Annotated in this window: 27 protein-coding genes and 1 pseudogene; 22 read left to right on the forward strand and 6 right to left on the reverse strand. The window is 54.0% G+C overall.

Annotation, left to right across the window (positions count from 1 at the left end; genetic code table 11):
* Window positions 1–10 precede the first annotated feature (10 nt).
* From rplN to GTU79_RS30045, 19 genes and pseudogenes are all read left to right on the forward strand, one after another.
* Complete coding sequence (gene rplN / locus GTU79_RS02610; protein ID WP_132923655.1) at window positions 11–382, forward strand: 50S ribosomal protein L14; 372 nt, start codon at window positions 11–13, stop codon at window positions 380–382.
* A gap of 10 nt (window positions 383–392) precedes the next feature.
* Window positions 393–707, forward strand: a complete 315-nt coding sequence (rplX, locus tag GTU79_RS02615; protein ID WP_132923654.1) for a 50S ribosomal protein L24 — start codon at window positions 393–395, stop codon at window positions 705–707.
* A 14-nt stretch (window positions 708–721) separates the two neighbouring features.
* On the forward strand, window positions 722–1,261 hold the full coding sequence (rplE, locus tag GTU79_RS02620; RefSeq protein ID WP_203522944.1) for a 50S ribosomal protein L5: 540 nt from the start codon (window positions 722–724) through the stop codon (window positions 1,259–1,261).
* 12 nt (window positions 1,262–1,273) lie between these two features.
* A complete protein-coding gene (rpsN, locus tag GTU79_RS02625) occupies window positions 1,274–1,579 on the forward strand; it encodes a 30S ribosomal protein S14 (protein ID WP_203522943.1) in 306 nt (101 codons plus the stop codon).
* Between the two features lie 33 nt (window positions 1,580–1,612).
* The gene (gene rpsH, locus GTU79_RS02630) at window positions 1,613–2,005 is read left to right on the forward strand and encodes a 30S ribosomal protein S8 (protein ID WP_132923651.1); all 393 of its coding nucleotides are present in this window, start codon (window positions 1,613–1,615) and stop codon (window positions 2,003–2,005) included.
* A 13-nt stretch (window positions 2,006–2,018) separates the two neighbouring features.
* Window positions 2,019–2,552 (forward strand): 50S ribosomal protein L6, encoded by a 534-nt coding sequence (gene rplF, locus GTU79_RS02635; RefSeq protein ID WP_132923650.1) that lies wholly within the window; start codon window positions 2,019–2,021, stop codon window positions 2,550–2,552.
* 9 nt (window positions 2,553–2,561) lie between these two features.
* The gene (gene rplR / locus GTU79_RS02640; protein WP_132923649.1) at window positions 2,562–2,915 is read left to right on the forward strand and encodes a 50S ribosomal protein L18; all 354 of its coding nucleotides are present in this window, start codon (window positions 2,562–2,564) and stop codon (window positions 2,913–2,915) included.
* A gap of 14 nt (window positions 2,916–2,929) precedes the next feature.
* Window positions 2,930–3,433 carry a 30S ribosomal protein S5 gene (rpsE, locus tag GTU79_RS02645; RefSeq protein ID WP_132923648.1) on the forward strand — a complete coding sequence of 168 codons (504 nt, stop codon included), beginning with the start codon at window positions 2,930–2,932 and terminating at the stop codon, window positions 3,431–3,433.
* Window positions 3,434–3,439: 6 nt separating this feature from the next.
* Window positions 3,440–3,619: a 50S ribosomal protein L30 gene (rpmD, locus tag GTU79_RS02650; RefSeq protein ID WP_132923647.1), complete on the forward strand. Its 180-nt coding sequence runs from the start codon at window positions 3,440–3,442 to the stop codon at window positions 3,617–3,619.
* A gap of 3 nt (window positions 3,620–3,622) precedes the next feature.
* Entirely contained in the window at window positions 3,623–4,057 is a 435-nt protein-coding gene (gene rplO / locus GTU79_RS02655) for a 50S ribosomal protein L15 (RefSeq protein WP_132923646.1), read from the forward strand.
* A gap of 7 nt (window positions 4,058–4,064) precedes the next feature.
* A pseudogene (secY, locus tag GTU79_RS02660) lies at window positions 4,065–5,291 on the forward strand (preprotein translocase subunit SecY); the annotation flags it as partial.
* A 66-nt stretch (window positions 5,292–5,357) separates the two neighbouring features.
* Window positions 5,358–5,471: a 50S ribosomal protein L36 gene (gene rpmJ / locus GTU79_RS31785; protein WP_132923644.1), complete on the forward strand. Its 114-nt coding sequence runs from the start codon at window positions 5,358–5,360 to the stop codon at window positions 5,469–5,471.
* 147 nt (window positions 5,472–5,618) lie between these two features.
* Window positions 5,619–5,975 carry a 30S ribosomal protein S13 gene (rpsM, locus tag GTU79_RS02665; protein WP_132923643.1) on the forward strand — a complete coding sequence of 119 codons (357 nt, stop codon included), beginning with the start codon at window positions 5,619–5,621 and terminating at the stop codon, window positions 5,973–5,975.
* 16 nt (window positions 5,976–5,991) lie between these two features.
* Window positions 5,992–6,381, forward strand: coding sequence for a 30S ribosomal protein S11 (gene rpsK, locus GTU79_RS02670; RefSeq protein ID WP_025420689.1), 390 nt, complete (start codon window positions 5,992–5,994; stop codon window positions 6,379–6,381).
* Between the two features lie 30 nt (window positions 6,382–6,411).
* Window positions 6,412–7,032 carry a 30S ribosomal protein S4 gene (gene rpsD, locus GTU79_RS02675; RefSeq protein ID WP_132923642.1) on the forward strand — a complete coding sequence of 207 codons (621 nt, stop codon included), beginning with the start codon at window positions 6,412–6,414 and terminating at the stop codon, window positions 7,030–7,032.
* Window positions 7,033–7,057: 25 nt separating this feature from the next.
* A complete protein-coding gene (locus GTU79_RS02680; RefSeq protein WP_132923641.1) occupies window positions 7,058–8,047 on the forward strand; it encodes a DNA-directed RNA polymerase subunit alpha in 990 nt (329 codons plus the stop codon).
* 40 nt (window positions 8,048–8,087) lie between these two features.
* The gene (gene rplQ, locus GTU79_RS02685) at window positions 8,088–8,483 is read left to right on the forward strand and encodes a 50S ribosomal protein L17 (RefSeq protein ID WP_132923640.1); all 396 of its coding nucleotides are present in this window, start codon (window positions 8,088–8,090) and stop codon (window positions 8,481–8,483) included.
* 507 nt (window positions 8,484–8,990) lie between these two features.
* Window positions 8,991–9,938, forward strand: a complete 948-nt coding sequence (gene ltrA / locus GTU79_RS02690; RefSeq protein WP_253073480.1) for a group II intron reverse transcriptase/maturase — start codon at window positions 8,991–8,993, stop codon at window positions 9,936–9,938.
* Window positions 9,901–10,386, forward strand: coding sequence for a group II intron maturase-specific domain-containing protein (locus GTU79_RS30045; protein ID WP_253073481.1), 486 nt, complete (start codon window positions 9,901–9,903; stop codon window positions 10,384–10,386). The genes ltrA and GTU79_RS30045 overlap by 38 nt, the downstream gene beginning before the upstream one ends.
* A 91-nt stretch (window positions 10,387–10,477) precedes the next feature.
* Here GTU79_RS30045 and GTU79_RS02695 read toward each other — a convergent pair whose 3' ends face one another.
* Window positions 10,478–11,599: an alkene reductase gene (locus GTU79_RS02695; RefSeq protein ID WP_203522942.1), complete on the reverse strand. Its 1,122-nt coding sequence runs from the start codon at window positions 11,597–11,599 to the stop codon at window positions 10,478–10,480.
* 241 nt (window positions 11,600–11,840) lie between these two features.
* Here GTU79_RS02695 and GTU79_RS02700 point away from each other — a divergent pair, with 241 nt between their 5' ends.
* From GTU79_RS02700 to GTU79_RS02710, 3 genes are all read left to right on the forward strand, one after another.
* Window positions 11,841–12,743 (forward strand): LysR family transcriptional regulator, encoded by a 903-nt coding sequence (locus tag GTU79_RS02700; protein WP_132923638.1) that lies wholly within the window; start codon window positions 11,841–11,843, stop codon window positions 12,741–12,743.
* Window positions 12,744–12,895: 152 nt separating this feature from the next.
* Entirely contained in the window at window positions 12,896–13,270 is a 375-nt protein-coding gene (locus tag GTU79_RS02705; RefSeq protein ID WP_132923637.1) for a DnaJ family domain-containing protein, read from the forward strand.
* Between the two features lie 152 nt (window positions 13,271–13,422).
* Complete coding sequence (locus GTU79_RS02710) at window positions 13,423–13,653, forward strand: alternative ribosome-rescue factor A (RefSeq protein ID WP_203522941.1); 231 nt, start codon at window positions 13,423–13,425, stop codon at window positions 13,651–13,653.
* 70 nt (window positions 13,654–13,723) lie between these two features.
* Here the strand turns inward: GTU79_RS02710 and mscL are convergent, their stop codons facing one another.
* The 5 genes from mscL to def form a co-directional block, all read right to left on the reverse strand.
* Window positions 13,724–14,155 carry a large-conductance mechanosensitive channel protein MscL gene (gene mscL / locus GTU79_RS02715; protein ID WP_132923635.1) on the reverse strand — a complete coding sequence of 144 codons (432 nt, stop codon included), beginning with the start codon at window positions 14,153–14,155 and terminating at the stop codon, window positions 13,724–13,726.
* 285 nt (window positions 14,156–14,440) lie between these two features.
* On the reverse strand, window positions 14,441–15,817 hold the full coding sequence (trkA, locus tag GTU79_RS02720; RefSeq protein ID WP_214513683.1) for a Trk system potassium transporter TrkA: 1,377 nt from the start codon (window positions 15,815–15,817) through the stop codon (window positions 14,441–14,443).
* A gap of 16 nt (window positions 15,818–15,833) precedes the next feature.
* Window positions 15,834–17,153 (reverse strand): 16S rRNA (cytosine(967)-C(5))-methyltransferase RsmB, encoded by a 1,320-nt coding sequence (gene rsmB, locus GTU79_RS02725; protein ID WP_203522940.1) that lies wholly within the window; start codon window positions 17,151–17,153, stop codon window positions 15,834–15,836.
* Window positions 17,154–17,237: 84 nt separating this feature from the next.
* Window positions 17,238–18,197, reverse strand: coding sequence for a methionyl-tRNA formyltransferase (gene fmt / locus GTU79_RS02730; protein WP_203522939.1), 960 nt, complete (start codon window positions 18,195–18,197; stop codon window positions 17,238–17,240).
* A gap of 22 nt (window positions 18,198–18,219) precedes the next feature.
* Window positions 18,220–18,735: a peptide deformylase gene (gene def / locus GTU79_RS02735; protein ID WP_132923631.1), complete on the reverse strand. Its 516-nt coding sequence runs from the start codon at window positions 18,733–18,735 to the stop codon at window positions 18,220–18,222.
* Between the last annotated feature and the right edge of the window lie 93 nt (window positions 18,736–18,828).

Genomic DNA, 18,828 nt, shown 5'->3' on the forward strand with positions numbered 1-18,828 from the left:
GAGCACTAACATGATCCAAGAACAGACTATGCTGAACGTGGCCGACAACTCCGGCGCGCGTCGCGTAATGTGTATCAAGGTTCTAGGTGGCTCGCACCGTCGCTACGCAGGCGTCGGCGACATCATCAAAATTACCATCAAGGAAGCAATTCCGCGTGGCAAAGTAAAAAAAGGTGATGTCCTGAAGGCGGTAGTGGTGCGCACCAAGAAGGGTGTCCGTCGCCCTGACGGTTCTGTCGTTCGCTTCGATGGTAATGCTTGTGTTTTGTTGAATAACAATAGTGAGCAACCTATCGGTACGCGTATTTTTGGGCCGGTGACTCGTGAACTGCGTACCGAAAAGTTCATGAAAATTATTTCTCTGGCACCTGAAGTACTTTAAGGAGCGAATCATGGCAGCGAAAATCCGTCGTGATGACGAAGTTATCGTGCTGACCGGCAAAGATAAAGGTAAGCGCGGTAAAGTAAAGAATGTTCTGTCTACGGGCAAGGCCATTGTTGAAGGTATAAACCTGGTTAAGAAACATCAAAAACCAGTTCCGGCTACGAACCAGCCGGGCGGCATCGTTGAACAGGAAGCGGCAATTCAGCTTTCCAACATTGCCATCTTCAACGGGGCTGCCAACAAGGCGGACCGTGTAGGCTTTAAGATTGAAGACGGCAAAAAAGTCCGTATTTTCAAATCTAACGGCGAAACTATTAAGTAATTTGGAGTAGTACGATGGCGAAACTGCATGATTACTACAAAGACGAAGTAGTCGAAAAGCTAATGAAGAAATTCGGCTATCATTCTGTCATGCAAGTCCCTCGGGTCGAGAAGATCACCCTGAACATGGGTGTGGGTGAAGCGATTGCTGATAAAAAATTGCTGGATAATGCTGCTACCGATTTAGCAGCGATTTCTGGTCAAAAACCGCTTATCACCAAGGCGCGCAGATCCGTTGCGGGCTTCAAAATCCGTCAGGGCTATCCGATCGGCTGTAAAGTAACCCTGCGTGGTGAACGCATGTGGGAGTTCTTTGAGCGACTGATAACCATTGCTGTGCCGCGTATCCGTGACTTCCGTGGCCTGTCCACCAAGTCATTCGATGGCCGTGGCAACTACAGCATGGGCGTGCGTGAGCAGATCATCTTCCCGGAAATCGATTATGACAAAGTCGATCGCGTTCGTGGTTTGGATATTACCATCACCACTACAGCGTTATCCGATGATGAAGGTCGTGCACTATTGGACGCCTTTAACTTCCCATTCCGCAAGTAAGGCAGGGTTCTAATGGCTAAGCAATCCATGAAAGCACGCGAAGTCAAGCGCGTGAAATTAGCTGAAAAATACTTCGCAAAACGCGCTGAACTTAAAACCATCATCTCGAGCGTGAATTCTTCTGATGAAGAGCGTTGGGATGCGGTTCTCAAGCTGCAGACTCTGCCGCGTGATTCCAGCCCGTCTCGTCAGCGTAACCGCTGCCGCCAAACTGGTCGTCCGCACGCTTTCCTGCGGAAATTCGGGTTGAGCCGTATCAAGGTCCGTGAAACTGCCATGCGTGGTGAGATCCCGGGTCTGAGAAAGGCTAGCTGGTAATTGTCACCAATTGAATCACGGGAGTAAAGACAGATGAGCATGCAAGATCCGATCGCGGATATGCTGACCCGTATCCGCAACGGTCAAACCGCGAACAAAACAGCGGTCTCCATGCCTTCCTCCAAGCTTAAAGTGGCAATCGCCCATTTGCTGAAAGAAGAAGGCTTTATTGAAGATTATAAAATTGAAGGCGACACCAAGCCTACATTGGAACTTGAACTCAAGTACTTCCAAGGTAAGCCGGTGGTAGAAACCATTCAGCGTATCAGCCGCCCTGGTCTGCGTATCTATAAGAAAAAAGATGCGCTGCCGAAAGTTATGGCCGGTTTGGGTATCGCGGTTGTTTCCACCTCTAAAGGTGTCATGACTGATCGTGCGGCTCGCCAGGCTGGTCTTGGTGGCGAGATTATCTGCTACGTAGCTTAATCGGGAGGAAAACATGTCTCGTGTTGCAAAAGCACATGTCGTAGTTCCTGCCGGCGTAGAGATAAAACTCGACGGTCAGAACATTACGATCAAAGGTAAAAACGGCGAGCTGAGCCGTACTATCCACGACGCAGTTCATGTCAACTATGCGGACAATAACCTGACGTTTCTGCCCCGTGAAGGCGAAGCGAACGGTTGGGCCCTGGCGGGTACGACCCGTGCACTGTTGCATGCAATGATTGTCGGTGTTACTGAAGGCTTCACCAAGAAGCTGCAGCTGGTAGGCGTAGGTTATCGCGCCGCGGTAAAAGGCAATGTGGTGAATTTGGCCCTTGGCTATTCACACCCCATTGACCATGTTTTACCGGCAGGCATCACCGCTGAATGTCCAAGCCAGACTGAAATCGTGCTGAAAGGCGCTGATAAGCAGGCTGTTGGGCAGATCGCGGCTGATTTGCGGGCCTATCGTCGTCCTGAGCCCTACAAAGGCAAGGGTGTCCGTTACGCCGACGAAGTCGTGCGTACCAAAGAGGCTAAGAAAAAGTAAGGTAACACTATGGATAAGAAAGCAGCTCGTATCCGTCGTGCGACCCGCGCACGCCGCAAGCTCCACGAACTGGGCGCAACTCGCCTGGTTATACATCGTACCCCGCGCCATATTTATGCGCAGGTCATTGCCCCGAATGGTGCTGAAGTATTGGTGGCCGCTTCTACTTTAGAAAAAGCCATCGCGGAGCAATTAAAGGGTACCGGTAACAAAGACGCCGCCAGCGCCGTGGGTAAAACCATCGCCGAACGCGCTTTGGAAAAAGGCATCAAGGTTGTGGCCTTTGATCGTTCCGGATTCCAATATCATGGTCGTGTCCAGGCACTGGCAGATGCTGCCCGTGAAGCTGGCCTTCAGTTCTAAGGTAGGGGTGTAAGATGTCACAACACACTGAGAAGCAAGCTGGCGAACTGCAGGAAAAGCTGATCGCGGTAAATCGCGTATCCAAAACCGTAAAAGGTGGCCGTATTTTCAGTTTTACCGCTCTGACAGTTGTCGGTGACGGTAACGGTCGCGTAGGTTTTGGTTACGGCAAGGCACGCGAAGTTCCGGCAGCAATCCAGAAAGCGATGGAGAAAGCCCGTCGCAATATGTTGAATGTCGCGCTGAACAGCGGCACCCTGCAGCATCCTGTCAAAGGTGCTCACACGGGGTCGCGGGTGTTCATGCAGCCGGCTTCCCAAGGTACCGGTATTATCGCCGGTGGTGCTATGCGCGCCGTCCTTGAAGTCGCAGGAGTTCACAACGTGTTAGCAAAAACATATGGTTCCACCAACCCGATTAACGTGGTTCGTGCAACTATCGATGCGCTCGCTAACATGAAGTCTCCCGAAATGGTCGCTGCCAAGCGTGGTAAATCCGTTGAAGAAATTCTGGGGTAATTGACCATGGCACAGACTATTAAAATAACACAGACTCGCAGTTCCATCGGTCGTCTGCCGAAACACAGGGCAACTCTGGTTGGCTTGGGCCTGCGTCGCATTGGTCACACCGTTGAGCGCGAGGATACTCCTGCGATTCGCGGTATGGTCAATTTGGTTTCCTACATGGTCAAAGTTGAGGAGTAAGAGATGCGCTTAAATACTCTGTCTCCGGCTGAGGGTTCCAAACACGCGCCAAGGCGTGTTGGCCGTGGCATCGGTTCCGGTCTGGGTAAAACTGGCGGACGCGGTGTCAAAGGTCAGAAATCTCGTTCTGGCGGTGGCGTGCGTCGCGGTTTCGAAGGCGGCCAGATGCCATTGTACCGTCGTCTGCCGAAATTCGGCTTCACTTCGCGCAAAGCAGCAATTACGGCGGAAATTCGCCTGTCCGAGCTGGCGAAGGTAGACGGTGAGGTTATCGATCTGAATACGCTTAAAGCCGCTAACGTTGTTGGCACCCAGATTGAGTTCGCGAAAGTCATGCTTTCCGGCGAAATCAATCGCGCAGTAACCCTGCGCGGTCTGCGTGTCACCAAAGGCGCTCGTGCTGCAATCGAAGCCGCCGGCGGTAAAATTGAGGAATAAGTAGCAGATGGCCAAACAACCAGGATTAGACTTTCAAAGTGCTAAAGGCGGATTAGGCGAATTGCGACGCAGGCTTTTGTTTGTGGTCGGCGCTCTGATTGTCTTCCGTATCGGCTCTTTTATTCCGATTCCTGGTATCGATGCCGCTGTGCTTGCGAAATTGCTCGAACAGCAAAGAGGCACCATCATTGAAATGTTCAACATGTTCTCTGGTGGTGCGCTCAGCCGTGCTTCTATCTTCGCGTTGGGGATCATGCCGTATATTTCGGCATCGATCATCATACAGCTGCTGACTGTGGTTCACCCGGCGCTGGCGGAGATAAAAAAAGAAGGTGAGGCTGGCCGTCGCAAGATAAGCCAGTACACCCGCTATGGCACGTTGGTATTGGGGATATTCCAGTCGATCGGGATTGCTACCGGTTTACCGAATATGCCCGGGATGCAAGGCCTGGTTTATAATCCGGGCTTCGCGTTTTACTTTACCGCTGTCGTGAGCCTGGTCACCGGGACAATGTTCCTGATGTGGTTGGGCGAGCAGATAACTGAACGGGGTATCGGTAACGGTATCTCCATCATTATCTTTGCCGGTATCGTTGCGGGTCTCCCGCCGGCCATCGGCCATACCATTGAGCAAGCTCGACAAGGCGACATGCACTTCCTCGTGTTGCTATTGATTGTGGTTCTCGTATTTGCAGTGACGTTTTTTGTTGTATTTGTCGAGCGTGGCCAGCGGCGTATTGTCGTTAACTATGCCAAACGTCAGCAAGGGCGTCGTGTTTATGCGGCACAAAGTACACATTTGCCGTTGAAGGTGAATATGGCCGGTGTAATTCCGGCGATTTTCGCTTCCAGCATCATTCTGTTTCCGGCCACAATTGCATCTTGGTTCGGCGGCGGTACCGGTTGGGGTTGGCTGACAGCTATTTCATTGTATTTGCAGCCTGGTCAACCGCTTTATGTGTTACTCTATGCGTCTGCAATCATATTCTTCTGTTTCTTTTACACGGCATTGGTGTTTAACCCGCGCGAGACAGCAGATAACCTGAAGAAGTCCGGTGCATTTGTACCAGGCATTCGTCCGGGAGAGCAAACGGCTAAATATATAGATAAAGTAATGACCCGTCTGACCCTGGTCGGGGCAATGTATATTACTTTTATCTGCCTTATCCCGGAGTTCATGCGTGACGCAATGAAAGTTCCCTTCTACTTTGGGGGCACATCTTTATTGATTGTCGTTGTGGTAATCATGGACTTTATGGCTCAAGTGCAGACTCTGATGATGTCAAGTCAATATGAAAAAATGAAAGTTCGTGCTTCCGTCAAGAAGTTGTGTCGTAACTGCAAGATTGTAAGACGCCACGGTGTCGTACGTGTGATTTGCAGTGAGCCAAAGCATAAACAGCGCCAAGGCTAAAAATTCCGGCATTTTTTTCTTGCAAAGTTGGGTTGAGCTGGCTAGATTAGCCAGCCAATCTTTTGTATATCAACGCAACATCGTTTGAGTATCCTGAAAACGGGCTTTTCAGAATGGTGTTGCCGTTTACATTTTTAGGAGTGCATAGTGGCCCGTATAGCAGGCATTAACATTCCTGATCATAAACATGCCGTGATTGCATTGACCGCTATCTACGGTATCGGTAAAACCCGTTCGCAATCTATTTGTGAGAGTGCGGGCATAGCTGAACATGTTAAGATCAGTGAGCTGTCTGAAGAGCAGATCGACACGCTGCGTGAAGCAGTGGCTAAATTTGTGGTCGAAGGTGATTTGCGCCGTGAAGTTACCCTGAGTATCAAACGTCTTATGGACCTTGGTACTTATCGTGGTTTGCGTCATCGTCGTGGTCTTCCAGTCCGCGGTCAGCGTACTAAGACCAACGCCCGTACCCGTAAGGGTCCGCGTAAACCGATCAAGAAATAATCGGGGTGATTAAATAATGGCTAAGGCACCTATTCGTGCACGCAAGCGTGTTAAAAAGCAAGTTTCAGATGGTGTGGCTCATATCCATGCGTCTTTCAACAATACCATCGTAACAATTACCGATCGTCAGGGTAATGCGTTGGGTTGGGCGACGGCCGGTGGTTCCGGTTTCCGTGGTTCTCGTAAGTCTACTCCGTTTGCCGCACAGGTTGCAGCAGAACGCTGCGCTGAAGCAGTGAAAGAGTATGGCATCAAGAATCTGGAAGTTATGGTTAAAGGACCTGGTCCGGGCCGTGAGTCTACCGTTCGCGCGTTAAACGCGGCTGGTTTTCGCATCACTAACATTACTGATGTGACTCCGATCCCCCATAACGGTTGTCGTCCGCCTAAAAAGCGCCGCGTATAACGCCGCTTTTAGGTTAGTTGGAGAAAGAAAATGGCAAGATATTTGGGTCCTAAGCTCAAGCTGAGCCGTCGTGAGGGCACCGACCTGTTCCTGAAGTCAGGTGTTCGAGCGATCGATACCAAAGGCAAGATTGAACAGCCCCCTGGACAGCATGGCGCGCGTAAGCCGCGTCTGTCCGATTACGGGGTGCAGTTGCGTGAAAAACAAAAAGTCCGTCGTATTTATGGCGTTCTGGAACGTCAATTCCGCAACTATTACAAAGAAGCAGCGCGTCTTAAAGGCAATACCGGTGAAAACCTGTTGCAGTTGCTCGAAGGCCGTCTGGACAACGTTGTTTACCGTATGGGTTTTGGTGCCACTCGCGCTGAATCACGTCAATTGGTCAGCCACAAGGCGATCATGGTAAACGGACGTGTAGTCAACATCGCTTCTTACCAGGTTACTCCGAATGACGTTGTTAGCATCCGTGAGAAAGCGAAAAAGCAATCCCGTGTTCGTGCCTCATTGGAACTGGCTGAACAGCGTGAAAAGCCGACCTGGCTTGAAGTTGACGCTGCTAAGATGGAAGGGGTGTTCAAGCGCATTCCAGAACGTACCGATCTGTCTGCGGACATTAATGAACACCTGATAGTCGAGCTTTACTCCAAGTAAGGCTTAGTACCAAAGAGAGGACACAATGCAGGGTTCTGTGACAGAGTTTCTAAAACCGCGCCTGGTAGATATCGAGCAAATCAGTTCGACGCACGCCAAGGTGACCCTTGAACCTTTAGAGCGTGGCTTTGGCCATACTCTAGGTAACGCACTGCGCCGTATTCTGCTTTCGTCGATGCCGGGTTGCGCGGTGACCGAGGTTGAGATTGATGGTGTACTGCACGAGTACAGCACCAAAGAAGGTGTACAGGAAGACATCCTGGAGATTCTGCTCAACCTGAAAGGGCTGGCGGTGAGAGTTCAAGGTAAAGATGACGTTATCCTTACTCTGAATAAATCTGGCATTGGCCCTGTAACCGCAGCCGACATTACCCATGACGGGGATGTCGAAATCGTCAAGCCGCAGCATGTGCTGTGTCACCTGACCGATGAGAACGCAGCGATCAATATGCGTATCAAAGTTCAGCGTGGTCGTGGTTATGTGCCGGCTTCTGCCCGAATTCATTCGGAAGAAGACGAGCGCCCGATCGGTCGTTTGCTGGTCGATGCGTGCTATAGCCCTGTAGAGCGGATCGCCTACAATGTTGAAGCTGCACGTGTTGAACAGCGTACCGATCTGGATAAGCTGGTCATCGAAATGGAAACCAACGGTACGATCGATCCTGAAGAGGCGATCCGCCGCGCGGCGACCATTCTGGCTGAACAACTTGAAGCTTTTGTTGATTTACGTGATGTACGTCAGCCGGAAGTGAAAGAAGAAAAACCAGAATTCGATCCGATCTTGCTGCGCCCGGTTGACGATCTGGAATTGACTGTCCGCTCTGCTAACTGCCTTAAGGCAGAAGCCATCCACTACATCGGTGATCTGGTACAGCGCACCGAGGTTGAGCTCCTTAAAACGCCCAACCTGGGTAAAAAATCTCTCACTGAGATTAAAGATGTGTTGGCTTCCCGTGGGTTATCTCTGGGCATGCGCCTTGAGAATTGGCCTCCGGCAAGTATTGCTGATGAATAACCCGATCACAGGGTAAGGTTTTACTGAGAAGGATAAGGTCATGCGCCATCGTAAGAGTGGTCGTCAACTGAACCGTAACAGCAGCCATCGCCAGGCTATGTTCCGTAACATGGCCGGCTCTTTGGTTCGTCATGAGATAATCAAGACGACTCTGCCAAAAGCGAAAGAGCTGCGCCGTGTTGTTGAACCGCTGATTACACTTGCCAAGACCGACAGCGTTGCAAATCGTCGTCTGGCATTCGCCCGTACTCGTGATAACGAGATCGTGGCAAAACTGTTTAACGAGCTTGGACCGCGTTTTGCGAGCCGCGCCGGTGGTTACACTCGTATTTTAAAGTGTGGATTCCGTGCAGGTGACAATGCGCCGATGGCTTACATCGAACTGCTTGATCGTGCGGCAGAGTCACAAGTTCCAGCGGAAGCGGTTACAGAGTAATCTATAGCCGTCAGCTTACAAAACCCGGCCTTGGCCGGGTTTTTTATTTAGGTGCGCCGGGCATGGCGCGTAGCGCCTTGACGGGCGCTGTCTCTTGACCGTGGTGGTCAAGGGGCGACTTGGAGGTGTAAGTCCTCTGCACACCCGGCAAGGGGAAGTGCTAGCCGAACGGCAAGGGTGCCCACCGCGAGGTGGGATCTGAAGGAAGCTGAAGGCAAAATGCTGGTCTGACGAACAGGAAGCGGCTCAGGCGTTACAGCGGGGTAAGGCGGCCTATATCGTCAAAGCCCGATACTTGCACAGAACGCTGTAACGTAAAGTCGACAGGTATAAGCAGGAAGGTCGCGCGAATTACCCCGGGAGATCTGTACGTTTGCCATAGTGCTACCGAGCGTCGAGAGGCGACGGGATGAACGTGCAGAAGTCAGCCGAGGCCGTAGTAGCGGTGCAAAACCGGCATCGCGAAGGGCTGAACATGTACAACCGTGATTAGGACAGGTTATCTCGATGGGTATTGATGAGGCACAAGCGCAAAACATTGCGGCCCGGACAGGAAGGAGCGAACAGTATTCGCGAGAGCCGGTCCTGGGTGCTGAAATACCCACGGCGAAATCTGGGCAAACGAAAGCGGAACAACCCTTGTCAATCGAAGCGGTGATAACACGTAGCAACCTGATGCTGGCCTATCAGCGGGTACTTGAGAATAAAGGCGCAGCAGGGGTCGATAATCTGGGCGTCGGCGAACTTAAAGACTGGCTGAAACGGCATTGGCCGACGGTGAAAACGGCCCTGCTGGACGGAAGCTATGTCCCGCGGGCGATACGCCGGGTCGAACTGCCCAAACCTAACGGCGGAGTCCGGGTTCTGGGTATCCCCACGGTGGTGGACCGGCTCATTCAGCAGGCCATCCAGCAACACCTCACCCCGTATTATGAACCTGAGTTCTCCGAGTCCAGCTACGGCTTCAGGCCGGGCCGCAATGCCTGGCAGGCGGTGCGACAAGCACAAGCCTACGTGCAAGGCGGTCGGCGCTGGGTGGTGGATATGGACCTTGAGAAGTTCTTTGATCGGGTAAATCACGACATCATGGTGTCGAGGTTGAGCCGTAAGATCAAGGACGTAAGATTGCTCAAGCTCATCAGGCGTTATCTGGAAGCGGACATGGTCAGCGGCAAAGTGGTGACAAAACGGCGGGAAGGGATGCCGCAAGGCAGCCCGTTATCGCCGTTGCTCTCCAACCTGCTGCTGACCGACCTTGACCGTGAACTGGAGCGCAGGGGCCACCGGTTCTGCCGTTATGCGGATGACTGTAATATCTACGTGAGCAGCCGCAAGGCGGGAGAACAGGCGATGAACTCGATAAGCCGGTATCTGGAAAAGCATCTCCGGTTGACGGTGAATCGAGGAAAAAAGCGCGGTGGCCAGGCCCTGGGAACGCAAGTTCCTGGGATATAGCCTGACATGGCACAGGCAGGCCAGACTGAAAATAGCCGCGAGCAGCGTGGTCAGACTGAAGGAGAAAATCCGCAGCCTGACGACGGGAAACTGTTCAAAAGCGCTGAAAGCGGTGATCAGCGGTCTTGCGCCGGTGCTGCGGGGATGGATAAGTTACTTCCGGCTGACCGAAGTCAAAGGGATACTGGAAGAGTTGGATAGCTGGATACGCCGTAAACTGCGTTGCCTGATGTGGCGGCATTGGAAAAGGCCGTACGCAAGAGCAAGGATGCTGATGAGAGGCGGCCTGAGCGAAGAAAGGGCGTGGATATCGGCGACGAACCAGCGCGGACCCTGGTGGAACGCGGGGGCAAGTCATATGAATCAAACGTTGACGAAGAAAGTCTTCGAACGCGCAGGTCTGATATCACTGCTGGAGTTGCACAGGCAGTTCCAGTGTTGTAAATGAACCGCCGTATACGGAACCGTATGTACGGTGGTGTGAGAGGACGGCGGTTGTGAAACCGCCTCCTACTCAATTGCGCCGGGCGCCTGAAACATCACTGGTCGGGCTTCAGGCCCAGCGTGGGATAGTCGGTCAAACCGTGCGCGCCGCCGCCGAACAGGGTGTCGCGGTCATGCATATTGAGTTGCGCTCCGGTGCGCAGACGCTGCGGTAGGTCGGGATTAGCCACGAACGGACGGCCGAAACCGATCAAATCCGCCCAGCCTTCACGCAACGCCGTGCGGGCGCGCTCCGCGTTGTAGTGGCCGGCGTAAATCAGCGTGCCGGGGAACACCTCCCGAAGCCGCTGCTTGAAATCGATCGGCATATCCGGCGCATCGTCCCAGTCTGCCTCGGCGATGTGGATATAGCCCACGCCGATTTCGCCCAGCAGCTTTGCCGCTGCGGTGTAGGTGGTCTCTGGGTCATCATCGACGCAGCCGTTGAGGGTGGTCAGCGGGGCCAGGCGAATACCGACGCGGGTCTGGTCGCCAGTGCCCTCCACCAGGGCTTGCGCTACCTCGCCGAGAAAACGCAGACGGTTCTCCAGCGAGCCGCCATACTCATCGCTTCGGCCGTTGGCGCCGGAGTCGATGAACTGGTTGATCAGGTAGCCGTTGGCGCCGTGCAGTTCAACACCGTCAAAGCCTGCGGCCATCGCGTTGCGTGCGGCCTGGCGGAACTCATCGACAATGGCGTGGATTTCTTCCACCTGCAGCGCGCGCGGTTTGGATGCCGGCACAAAGCTCGGCATACCGTCGCTTTCAGCAACAAAGACATTCACGCCCTCGGCCTGGATGGCCGTGGACGATACCGGGGACTGCCCTTCGAGCAGGCTGATGTGGCTCAGGCGGCCGACGTGCCAGAGCTGCGCGAATATGCGTCCGCCCGCGGCGTGCGTGGCTTGGGTCACCTTGCGCCAGCCGGCGAGCTGCGCAGGCGTATGGATGCCCGGCGTCCATGCATAGCCTTTGCCGAGCGGGGAGATCCAGGTGCCTTCGCTGACGATCAGACCGGCGCCGGCACGCTGCGCGTAATAAGCGGCCATCAGATCGTTCGGCTCGTCGCCAGGTTGACTGGCGCGCGAGCGGGTCATCGGCGGCATCACGATGCGGTTGGGCAGTTCGAGGCCACCCAGGAAATAGGGTTGAAATAGCGGGTCTTGGATATCAGACATGATGGGTCTCCGCGACCGGCGCAGCCGCGCCGGTGGCTTGGGTAGGGAAAAGGGACAACAGGTACCAGTCGTTGTCGAGTGGGGCCTCGACGCCGATGCTGAATCCACCGGCGGCACGACGGCAAGCAGTGCAAGTGGTATGGTTGTGATTCAGGATATTGAACAAGGGTCACAGTATGCTGGGTTTACATTTGTAGATTAAGCCCTGTATAAGCCAAATTCTTTTGATATAAAATCAATAATGAAAACTACCTTAGACGAATTACAAGCGTTTGTTGCCGTTGTAGACACGGGCTCAATCACCGCAGCGGCGGAACAACTGGACCTGACCATTTCGGCTACCAGCCGTACGCTCAGTCGTTTGGAGGAAAAGTTACAGACGACCCTGCTGCGGCGCACCACGCGGCGGCTGGAGCTGACTGAGGAGGGAACGGACTTTTTGCAGCACGCGCGCACTATCCTTGCCTCGGTTGATGAAGCCGAAGAGCAAATGGCGGCAAGACGGATGCGGCCTGCCGGACGGCTGCGGGTTGATGCGGCTACTCCTTTCATGCTGCACGTTATCGTGCCGCTGCTGGAGGGGTTCCGTACCCGCTACCCGGACATAGAGCTGGAGCTCCACTCGACCGAGGGCATTATCGATTTGATCGAAAGGCGTACCGACGTGGCGTTCCGCATCGGGCCCCTGAAAGACTCTACTCTACACGCACGCCCCATCGGTAGTAGTCGTGTCCGCGTGCTCGCAAGTCCGGACTATCTGACACGCTATGGTATGCCGACTACGCTGGCCCAGCTCGGGACACATGCTCTTCTGGGATTTAATCATCCCGAATCTCTGAACGATTGGCCACTGCGCGAAGCGAGTGGGGTCACCTTGCACATCAAGCCATCGATTGCATCGTCCAGCGGTGAGACACTCAGGCACATGGCGCTGTCCGGCCTCGGCATCGTCTGCCTTTCTGACTTCATGACCCGCGAGGACCGCCAGAGTGGGCGGCTGGTTCAATTGTTCTCCACGCAAACCCTTGACGTGCGTCAGCCCATCAACGCGGTGTACTACCGCAACACGACGCTGGCATCGCGCATCACCTGCTTTGTTGACCATGTCACCGGCGTGCTGGGTAAACAGCCATTCGGTGAATGACGGGCGGTCTTTCAATATAAGCAATGCCAGGCAGTTCCAGGGTGTCATTGAACCGCCGCAATGCTGCACCTTATTCCCGTGCCTCTTATCATCGATTGCCCAATGCGTTATTCTTAACCGGGAAGCTATATAGATAAGGAGTGGCTTAGACGATGTGGTTATTCGATGAATGGGCCGAGCAACATATTCAGCAAGCGCAGAAGAACGGCGATTTTGATAATTTGCCTGGATACGGCAGGCCCCTGCAGCTTGATGATGATAGTGCCGTACCGGAGGAGTTGCGCACCGGTTATCGCCTGTTGAAAAATGCCGGCTATTTGCCGCCGGAATTACAGGACCGTAAAGATGCGCTGCAGCTCAAGGATTTATTGCAGGGCATTGAAGATAGCGACGCCAGGCATACCGAGATCGCCGCGCGGTTAAGGCTGCTGGAAATCAAGCTCCGTCAGGCTGGGTTGAGCACTGATTTTCTGCATCAGGGGTATCAGCCGCAGCTGCAGCGACGTTTCAGTAAAACGGGGAAATAGAGAGATGCCATAATTGGCCCTACCGCCTATCAACGGCAGAGGATGGAATGAGCAACGTAGAAAACGATTTGCTATAATTGCGCCCGCAGCGAAAAGGCACCCAGTGCCAGGCTTAACTTTTCATACCATTAAGACAGCAGGAAGAGAACATCATGGCTGACAAGTATCAACACACTAAAGGCATCATCAAGGACAATGCCCTGGCGGCACTCCTCAACGACCCGTTGTTTCGCCAGCGCCGCGAAAAAAATCTCAAGGGCAAAGGCAGTTATTGCCGCAAAGGAAAAAACGCAAAGGCCCGCGACTGGGAGGGCAGTGGCAAAATTATTTCACGTGATTTTACCACTGCCCTTCTGCCTGCATACCATTCCCGCGCGAACTAATGTCCTGTCCGCATTGTCCCGTTGTCTTTGTCGCAACGCCCGGCGGGAAATAGGGACTTGATATCCACGCTTATTCTATCGGTCTACCGGCCTGGGTTTGCTGCTGCTGTTTTAACAAATCCCGAATTTCGGTCAGTAACGTTTCCTCAGCGCTGGGGGGCGGCGGCGCGGCCGGCGCCTCCTCCTGTTTACGATGCATGCTGTTGATCAGTTTGACCACGCAAAATACGGCCAGCGCGACAATAATGAAGTCAAAAATATTTTGCAGAAAAATGCCGTATTGCATCACTACCGCCGGCGTATCTCCCTGCGCCGGTTTTAACACCCAGGCAAACTGTTTGAAATCGACACCGCCAATCAGCAATCCCAGAGGCGGCATAATGACGTTTGCCACCAGTGACGAGACGATTCTGCCGAAAGCAGCACCGATAATCACACCTACCGCCAGGTCTACTACGTTGCCGCGCATGGCAAATTTACGAAATTCCTGCAAAAAACTCATAGGCTTGTTCCCTTAGGTTAATAACAAATTAATTCTAACAAAGGATCATTATTTTACCAGAATGCTTCGAAGGTGAAGGTTATCGGGCCCTCAATATAAGGAATAGTCCGACATTAAGCGTCCTGTCAACGATCGGGCGGGATAATATCCCTAATAAGAATGGGCCCTTTATTTTACAGCGGCGTTTTTGTAGATCTGGGCGGCCTTTTCTTCATTGCCCGGCGCTAGAGCCGGGCAACTTAAAAATGACTGAAATATTGTTATGTTAAAACACATTAATATTTTTTATAGAAAGAAGGGGCTAGGTTGGAATAAGCGTTCCACATCGGTAATGAATTTTTTGTCGGTCAAAAACATAATCACATGATCCCCTTGCTGAATATGACTGTTTTTATTGGCTATGATCACCTCGTCGCCCCGGACGATAGCGCCAATAACCGTGCCGGGGGGCAATTTGATGGCGTCGATAGCCCGACCCACTACTTTTGACGTGCTCTCATCGCCGTGGGCGATAGCCTCTATGGCCTCAGCCACCCCACGGCGTAACGAGGACACGCTGACAATATCCGCTTTTCGCACATGGCCCAACAGCGCTGAGATCGTGGCCTGCTGCGGCGAGATGGCGATATCGATCACGCTGCCCTGCACCAGATCCACATAGGCGCGGCGTTGAATCAATACCAGCACTTTTTTGGCGCCCATGCGTTTGGCCAGCATGGCGGACATAATGTTGGCTTCGTCATCATTGGTGATGGCGATAAACACATCGATTTGTTCAATATGCTCTTCCGCCAGCAGCTCCTGATCGGATGCATCGCCGTAAAATACGATGGTATCCTGCAACAGTTCCGCCAGCTCAGCCGCCCGCTGCTGATCGCGTTCAATCAGTTTTACGCTGTAATCCTTCTCCAGCCGCTGCGCCAATCCGGCGCCTATATTGCCGCCGCCGACGATCATGATACGTTTATAGGGTTTTTCCAGTCGCTGGAGTTCGCTCATTACCGCCCTGATATGCGGCGATGCGGCCACAAAAAACACTACATCCCCCGCCTCGATAACCGTGGATCCCTGGGGACGAATCGGCCGATCCTGCCTAAATATGGCGGCGACGCGGGTGTCGATATGCGGCATATGCTCGCGCAGGGAAGACAGGGCGTTACCTACCAGCGGACCGCCATAATAGGCCTTCACCGCCGCGATGCTGACTTTGCCCTGGGCAAAATTCACTACCTGCAGCGCACCGGGGTATTCCACCAGCTTATAGATGCTTTCAATAACCAGCTGCTCGGGTGATATCAAGTGATCGATAGGCACGACTTCCGTCGAAAAGAGCCTGGCGGATTCCCGGATATAATCCGCCGAACGAATGCGCGCGATACGGTTGGGAGTTTTGAACAGGGTATAGGCAATCTGGCAGGCCACCATATTGGTTTCGTCGGAGTTGGTGACGGCGACCAGCATGTCCGCGTCTTCCGCGCCGGCTTCCCGGAGCACCCTGGGATGCGAAGCATGGCCCTGGATGGTCCGTAAATCGAACTTATCCTGCAGCTGTCGCAGAGGGTTGGGGTTGGTATCGACGATAGTAATATCGTTGTTCTCCCCCGCCAGGTTTTCCGCCAGCGTGCCGCCAACCTGTCCCGCACCAAGGATGATTATTTTCATTATCGACTCTTCATACTTATTTTGTCCGCGCCGGGTTATCGGCTGTTTGCCCTTTCGTTATCTTAGCGTAAAAGAAACCATCGCCCTCATTCGGGGCCGGCAAACATTGTAAACCGGGTTGCTCGGCGTCACCCGTGCCGGCGAGTTCGGCATCGGCATTTTCCTGCAAAAAGCGCCGGATCTGTTCGCGATTTTCTTCCGGCAACACCGAACAGGTGGCATACAGCAGCGTCCCGCCGGGTTTAAGCCGCGGCCAAATGGCGGTCAGAATTTGCCGTTGCAGCGCGGCCAGTTCGGCAATATCGCTGTCGCGGCGCAGCCATTTGATATCGGGATGCCGCCGGATAACGCCGGTGGCGGAGCAGGGCGCATCCAGCAAAATACGGTCCCACGTTTGCCCCTCGCTCCACTGCGCCGGCATTCGTCCGTCACCGACGATGACATTAGCATGCTGTCCGAGACGCTGCAGGTTTTCTTTGATCCGGCCGGCCCTCTGGGTATCCACATCCACGGCAGTGACCCGGGCCAAGGGAGCCAGCTCCAATATATGGGTGGTTTTTCCTCCCGGCGCGGCGCATAAATCCAGAATATCTTCCCCCGCCTGCGGATCAAGCCACAGCGCGCAGCCTTGCGCCGCCGCATCCTGTACCGTCACCCAGCCGCGATCAAAGCCCGGCAGCCGACCGACATTACAGGGAGTTTCCAGCCTGACCGCCTCCGGCAGCGCAGGGTGGGGGTAGGCGATGATATCCTCCCCGGCCAGCAGCTGCAGGTATTCATCGCGGCTGTTGAACAGCCGGTTAACGCGCAGCCACATAGGGGGCCGCTGATTGTTGGCGTCCATAATGGCCGAGGCTTCTTCGGGGTAAGCGGCCTGCAGCCGTCTAGCCAGCCACGAGGGATGAAGAAAACGGCTCTCCTGGCGGTCGTCGGCGACCATCAGTTCTTCATGTCGCCGCTGGAATTGGCGCAATACGCCGTTCACCAGCCCCTTGAGCTGCGGGTGCTTCAACGCAACTGCGCCGTCGACGGTTTCCGCCAGCGCGGCATGAGGGGGAATTCGGGTAAAGAGTAATTGATATATGCCCACCATCAGCAGGTAATGCACCGTTCGCTGTTTGCCGGTGAGCGGTTTGGCCATCAGTTGCCTGATGTATCCTTCAAGCTGCGGCAGCGTGCGTAAAATACCAAAACATAGCTCCTGCAATAATGCGCGATCCTTGTCGGCCAGGGGCGTTTGCAGCGACGGCAACACCTGGCTGAGGGATAATCCTTGATCGAGCACCTGGGCGACAGCCTTCGCCGCCAATGCGCGGAGGTTATAATGTTTATTCATAATTGACCGGAGGATGGTGGAAACAGCCGGAACGTAACCGCCCGGTTTTTCTTGCAAAAACCGGGCGATAACCCCCTGTAAAAATCAGACCAGAATTGTACCCGGAGTAAACCATTCACGGCGCGAATTAAGCAAATCCTGCGCCGACATGGGTTTTTTGCCCGCGGGTTGCAATAATAGGAGATTGAGCGCGCCCTGAGCCGTGGCCACCAGGATGCCGTTCTTGTCAGCACGGACGATGGTGCCGGGAATCGCATCGGGAGAAGCGTCCGCGGCCGTATCCTCCACCGCCGACCGCCAGATTTTCACCGGCTGACCGGCGATCGTGATAAAGCTGACGGGCCAGGGGTTAAAGGCGCGCACGCAGCGTTCCAGGTCGGCCGCGGGCAATTGCCAATTCAGGCGTGCTTCTTCCTTGGTTAACTTTTCGGCGTAGGTCGCCCGGCTCTCGTCTTGTTTTTCCGGCGCCAAATGACCCGCGGCGCTGCGGTCAAGGGTATCGAGCAGGGCGCCGGGGCCGAGAGCCGCCAATTTTTCATACAGGCTGGCGCTGGTGTCTTCCGGGGTGATGGGGCAGGAAAGTTTCAGCAGCATCGCGCCGGTATCAAGACCGGCATCCATTTGCATGATGGTGATACCCGTGGCGTCATCGCCGGCCCACAGGGCGCGTTGGATTGGCGCCGCGCCCCGCCAGCGCGGCAACAGTGAGCCATGGACGTTCAGGCATCCCAGACGCGGCATATCCAGCACTGCCTGAGGCAGAATCAAGCCATAGGCCACCACCACCATGATATCCGCTGCCAGCTCCGCCACCAGGCGCTGATTTTCCGGCGGGCGTAATGATTTTGGCTGGAAGACCGGCAGGTGATGCTGCTGCGCCAGCTCCTTGACCGGGCTGGCCGTAAGCCGGTTGCCCCGGCCGGCCGGGCGATCCGGCTGGGTAAACACCCCGACGACTTTATGTCTGGAACCGAGCAATGCGCTGAGATGGCGCGCGGCGAAATCGGGCGTACCGGCAAAAATGACACGTAGAGAATCGGACACGTTAATTCCTGTATGGCGACGATTATTTTTCGGCGCGGGCGTTGATCTTCGCCATCTTTTCCATTTTCTGACGTATACGCTGACGCTTTAAGGGCGAAAGATAGTCGACAAACAATTTACCTACCAGATGGTCCATCTCATGCTGGATACAAATGGCCAACAGCCCGTCCGCTTCAAGCTCGAATGACTCTCCTTCCCGATTCAGCGCACGCACTGTCACTTTTTCGGCCCGGGGCACAAAACCCCGTTGATCGGGGATCGACAGGCACCCTTCCTCAATCCCGGTCTCGCCGCTTTTGCTCAGCAGCTCAGGGTTTATCAAGACATGACGCTGATCATGGGTCTCCGATACATCTATGACGATAATACGCTGATGTATATTGACCTGGGTTGCGGCCAGGCCAATTCCCTCTTCGACGTACATGGTTTCAAACATATCATCCACAATACGGCGAATAGCGTCATTAACTTCTTTTACCGGTTTCGCAACAATGCGAAGCCGCTCATCTGGATAATGTAATACCTGCAATACTGGCATATGAGTCTATATCTGCGTCCGATTATGAAAACTATTCCACCTCTTATTCTAGACATTTCCCGTCCTGATTGACAGCATCGGTGCATAAATGTC

Source organism: Sodalis ligni, assembly GCF_016865525.2.
Classification (GTDB): Bacteria; Pseudomonadota; Gammaproteobacteria; order Enterobacterales; family Enterobacteriaceae; genus Acerihabitans; species Acerihabitans ligni.

Bases quoted from the DNA above. Each gene is read 5' to 3' on its own strand.
- rpsE (WP_132923648.1), top strand. From the start codon at position 2,930: ATGTCACAACACACTGAGAAGCAAGCTGGCGAACTGCAGGAAAAGCTG.
- mscL (WP_132923635.1), bottom strand. From the start codon at position 14,155: ATGAGTTTTTTGCAGGAATTTCGTAAATTTGCCATGCGCGGCAACGTA.
- rplO (WP_132923646.1), top strand. From the start codon at position 3,623: ATGCGCTTAAATACTCTGTCTCCGGCTGAGGGTTCCAAACACGCGCCA.
- rplF (WP_132923650.1), top strand. From the start codon at position 2,019: ATGTCTCGTGTTGCAAAAGCACATGTCGTAGTTCCTGCCGGCGTAGAG.
- rplR (WP_132923649.1), top strand. From the start codon at position 2,562: ATGGATAAGAAAGCAGCTCGTATCCGTCGTGCGACCCGCGCACGCCGC.
- def (WP_132923631.1), bottom strand. From the start codon at position 18,735: ATGCCAGTATTGCAGGTATTACATTATCCAGATGAGCGGCTTCGCATT.
- trkA (WP_214513683.1), bottom strand. From the start codon at position 15,817: ATGAAAATAATCATCCTTGGTGCGGGACAGGTTGGCGGCACGCTGGCG.
- GTU79_RS02700 (WP_132923638.1), top strand. From the start codon at position 11,841: ATGAAAACTACCTTAGACGAATTACAAGCGTTTGTTGCCGTTGTAGAC.
- rplX (WP_132923654.1), top strand. From the start codon at position 393: ATGGCAGCGAAAATCCGTCGTGATGACGAAGTTATCGTGCTGACCGGC.
- rplN (WP_132923655.1), top strand. From the start codon at position 11: ATGATCCAAGAACAGACTATGCTGAACGTGGCCGACAACTCCGGCGCG.
- rplE (WP_203522944.1), top strand. From the start codon at position 722: ATGGCGAAACTGCATGATTACTACAAAGACGAAGTAGTCGAAAAGCTA.
- rpmD (WP_132923647.1), top strand. From the start codon at position 3,440: ATGGCACAGACTATTAAAATAACACAGACTCGCAGTTCCATCGGTCGT.
- rpsK (WP_025420689.1), top strand. From the start codon at position 5,992: ATGGCTAAGGCACCTATTCGTGCACGCAAGCGTGTTAAAAAGCAAGTT.
- GTU79_RS02695 (WP_203522942.1), bottom strand. From the start codon at position 11,599: ATGTCTGATATCCAAGACCCGCTATTTCAACCCTATTTCCTGGGTGGC.
- GTU79_RS02710 (WP_203522941.1), top strand. From the start codon at position 13,423: ATGGCTGACAAGTATCAACACACTAAAGGCATCATCAAGGACAATGCC.
- rsmB (WP_203522940.1), bottom strand. From the start codon at position 17,153: ATGAATAAACATTATAACCTCCGCGCATTGGCGGCGAAGGCTGTCGCC.
- rpsH (WP_132923651.1), top strand. From the start codon at position 1,613: ATGAGCATGCAAGATCCGATCGCGGATATGCTGACCCGTATCCGCAAC.
- GTU79_RS02705 (WP_132923637.1), top strand. From the start codon at position 12,896: ATGTGGTTATTCGATGAATGGGCCGAGCAACATATTCAGCAAGCGCAG.
- ltrA (WP_253073480.1), top strand. From the start codon at position 8,991: ATGGGTATTGATGAGGCACAAGCGCAAAACATTGCGGCCCGGACAGGA.
- rpmJ (WP_132923644.1), top strand. From the start codon at position 5,358: ATGAAAGTTCGTGCTTCCGTCAAGAAGTTGTGTCGTAACTGCAAGATT.
- GTU79_RS02680 (WP_132923641.1), top strand. From the start codon at position 7,058: ATGCAGGGTTCTGTGACAGAGTTTCTAAAACCGCGCCTGGTAGATATC.
- rpsD (WP_132923642.1), top strand. From the start codon at position 6,412: ATGGCAAGATATTTGGGTCCTAAGCTCAAGCTGAGCCGTCGTGAGGGC.
- rplQ (WP_132923640.1), top strand. From the start codon at position 8,088: ATGCGCCATCGTAAGAGTGGTCGTCAACTGAACCGTAACAGCAGCCAT.
- rpsN (WP_203522943.1), top strand. From the start codon at position 1,274: ATGGCTAAGCAATCCATGAAAGCACGCGAAGTCAAGCGCGTGAAATTA.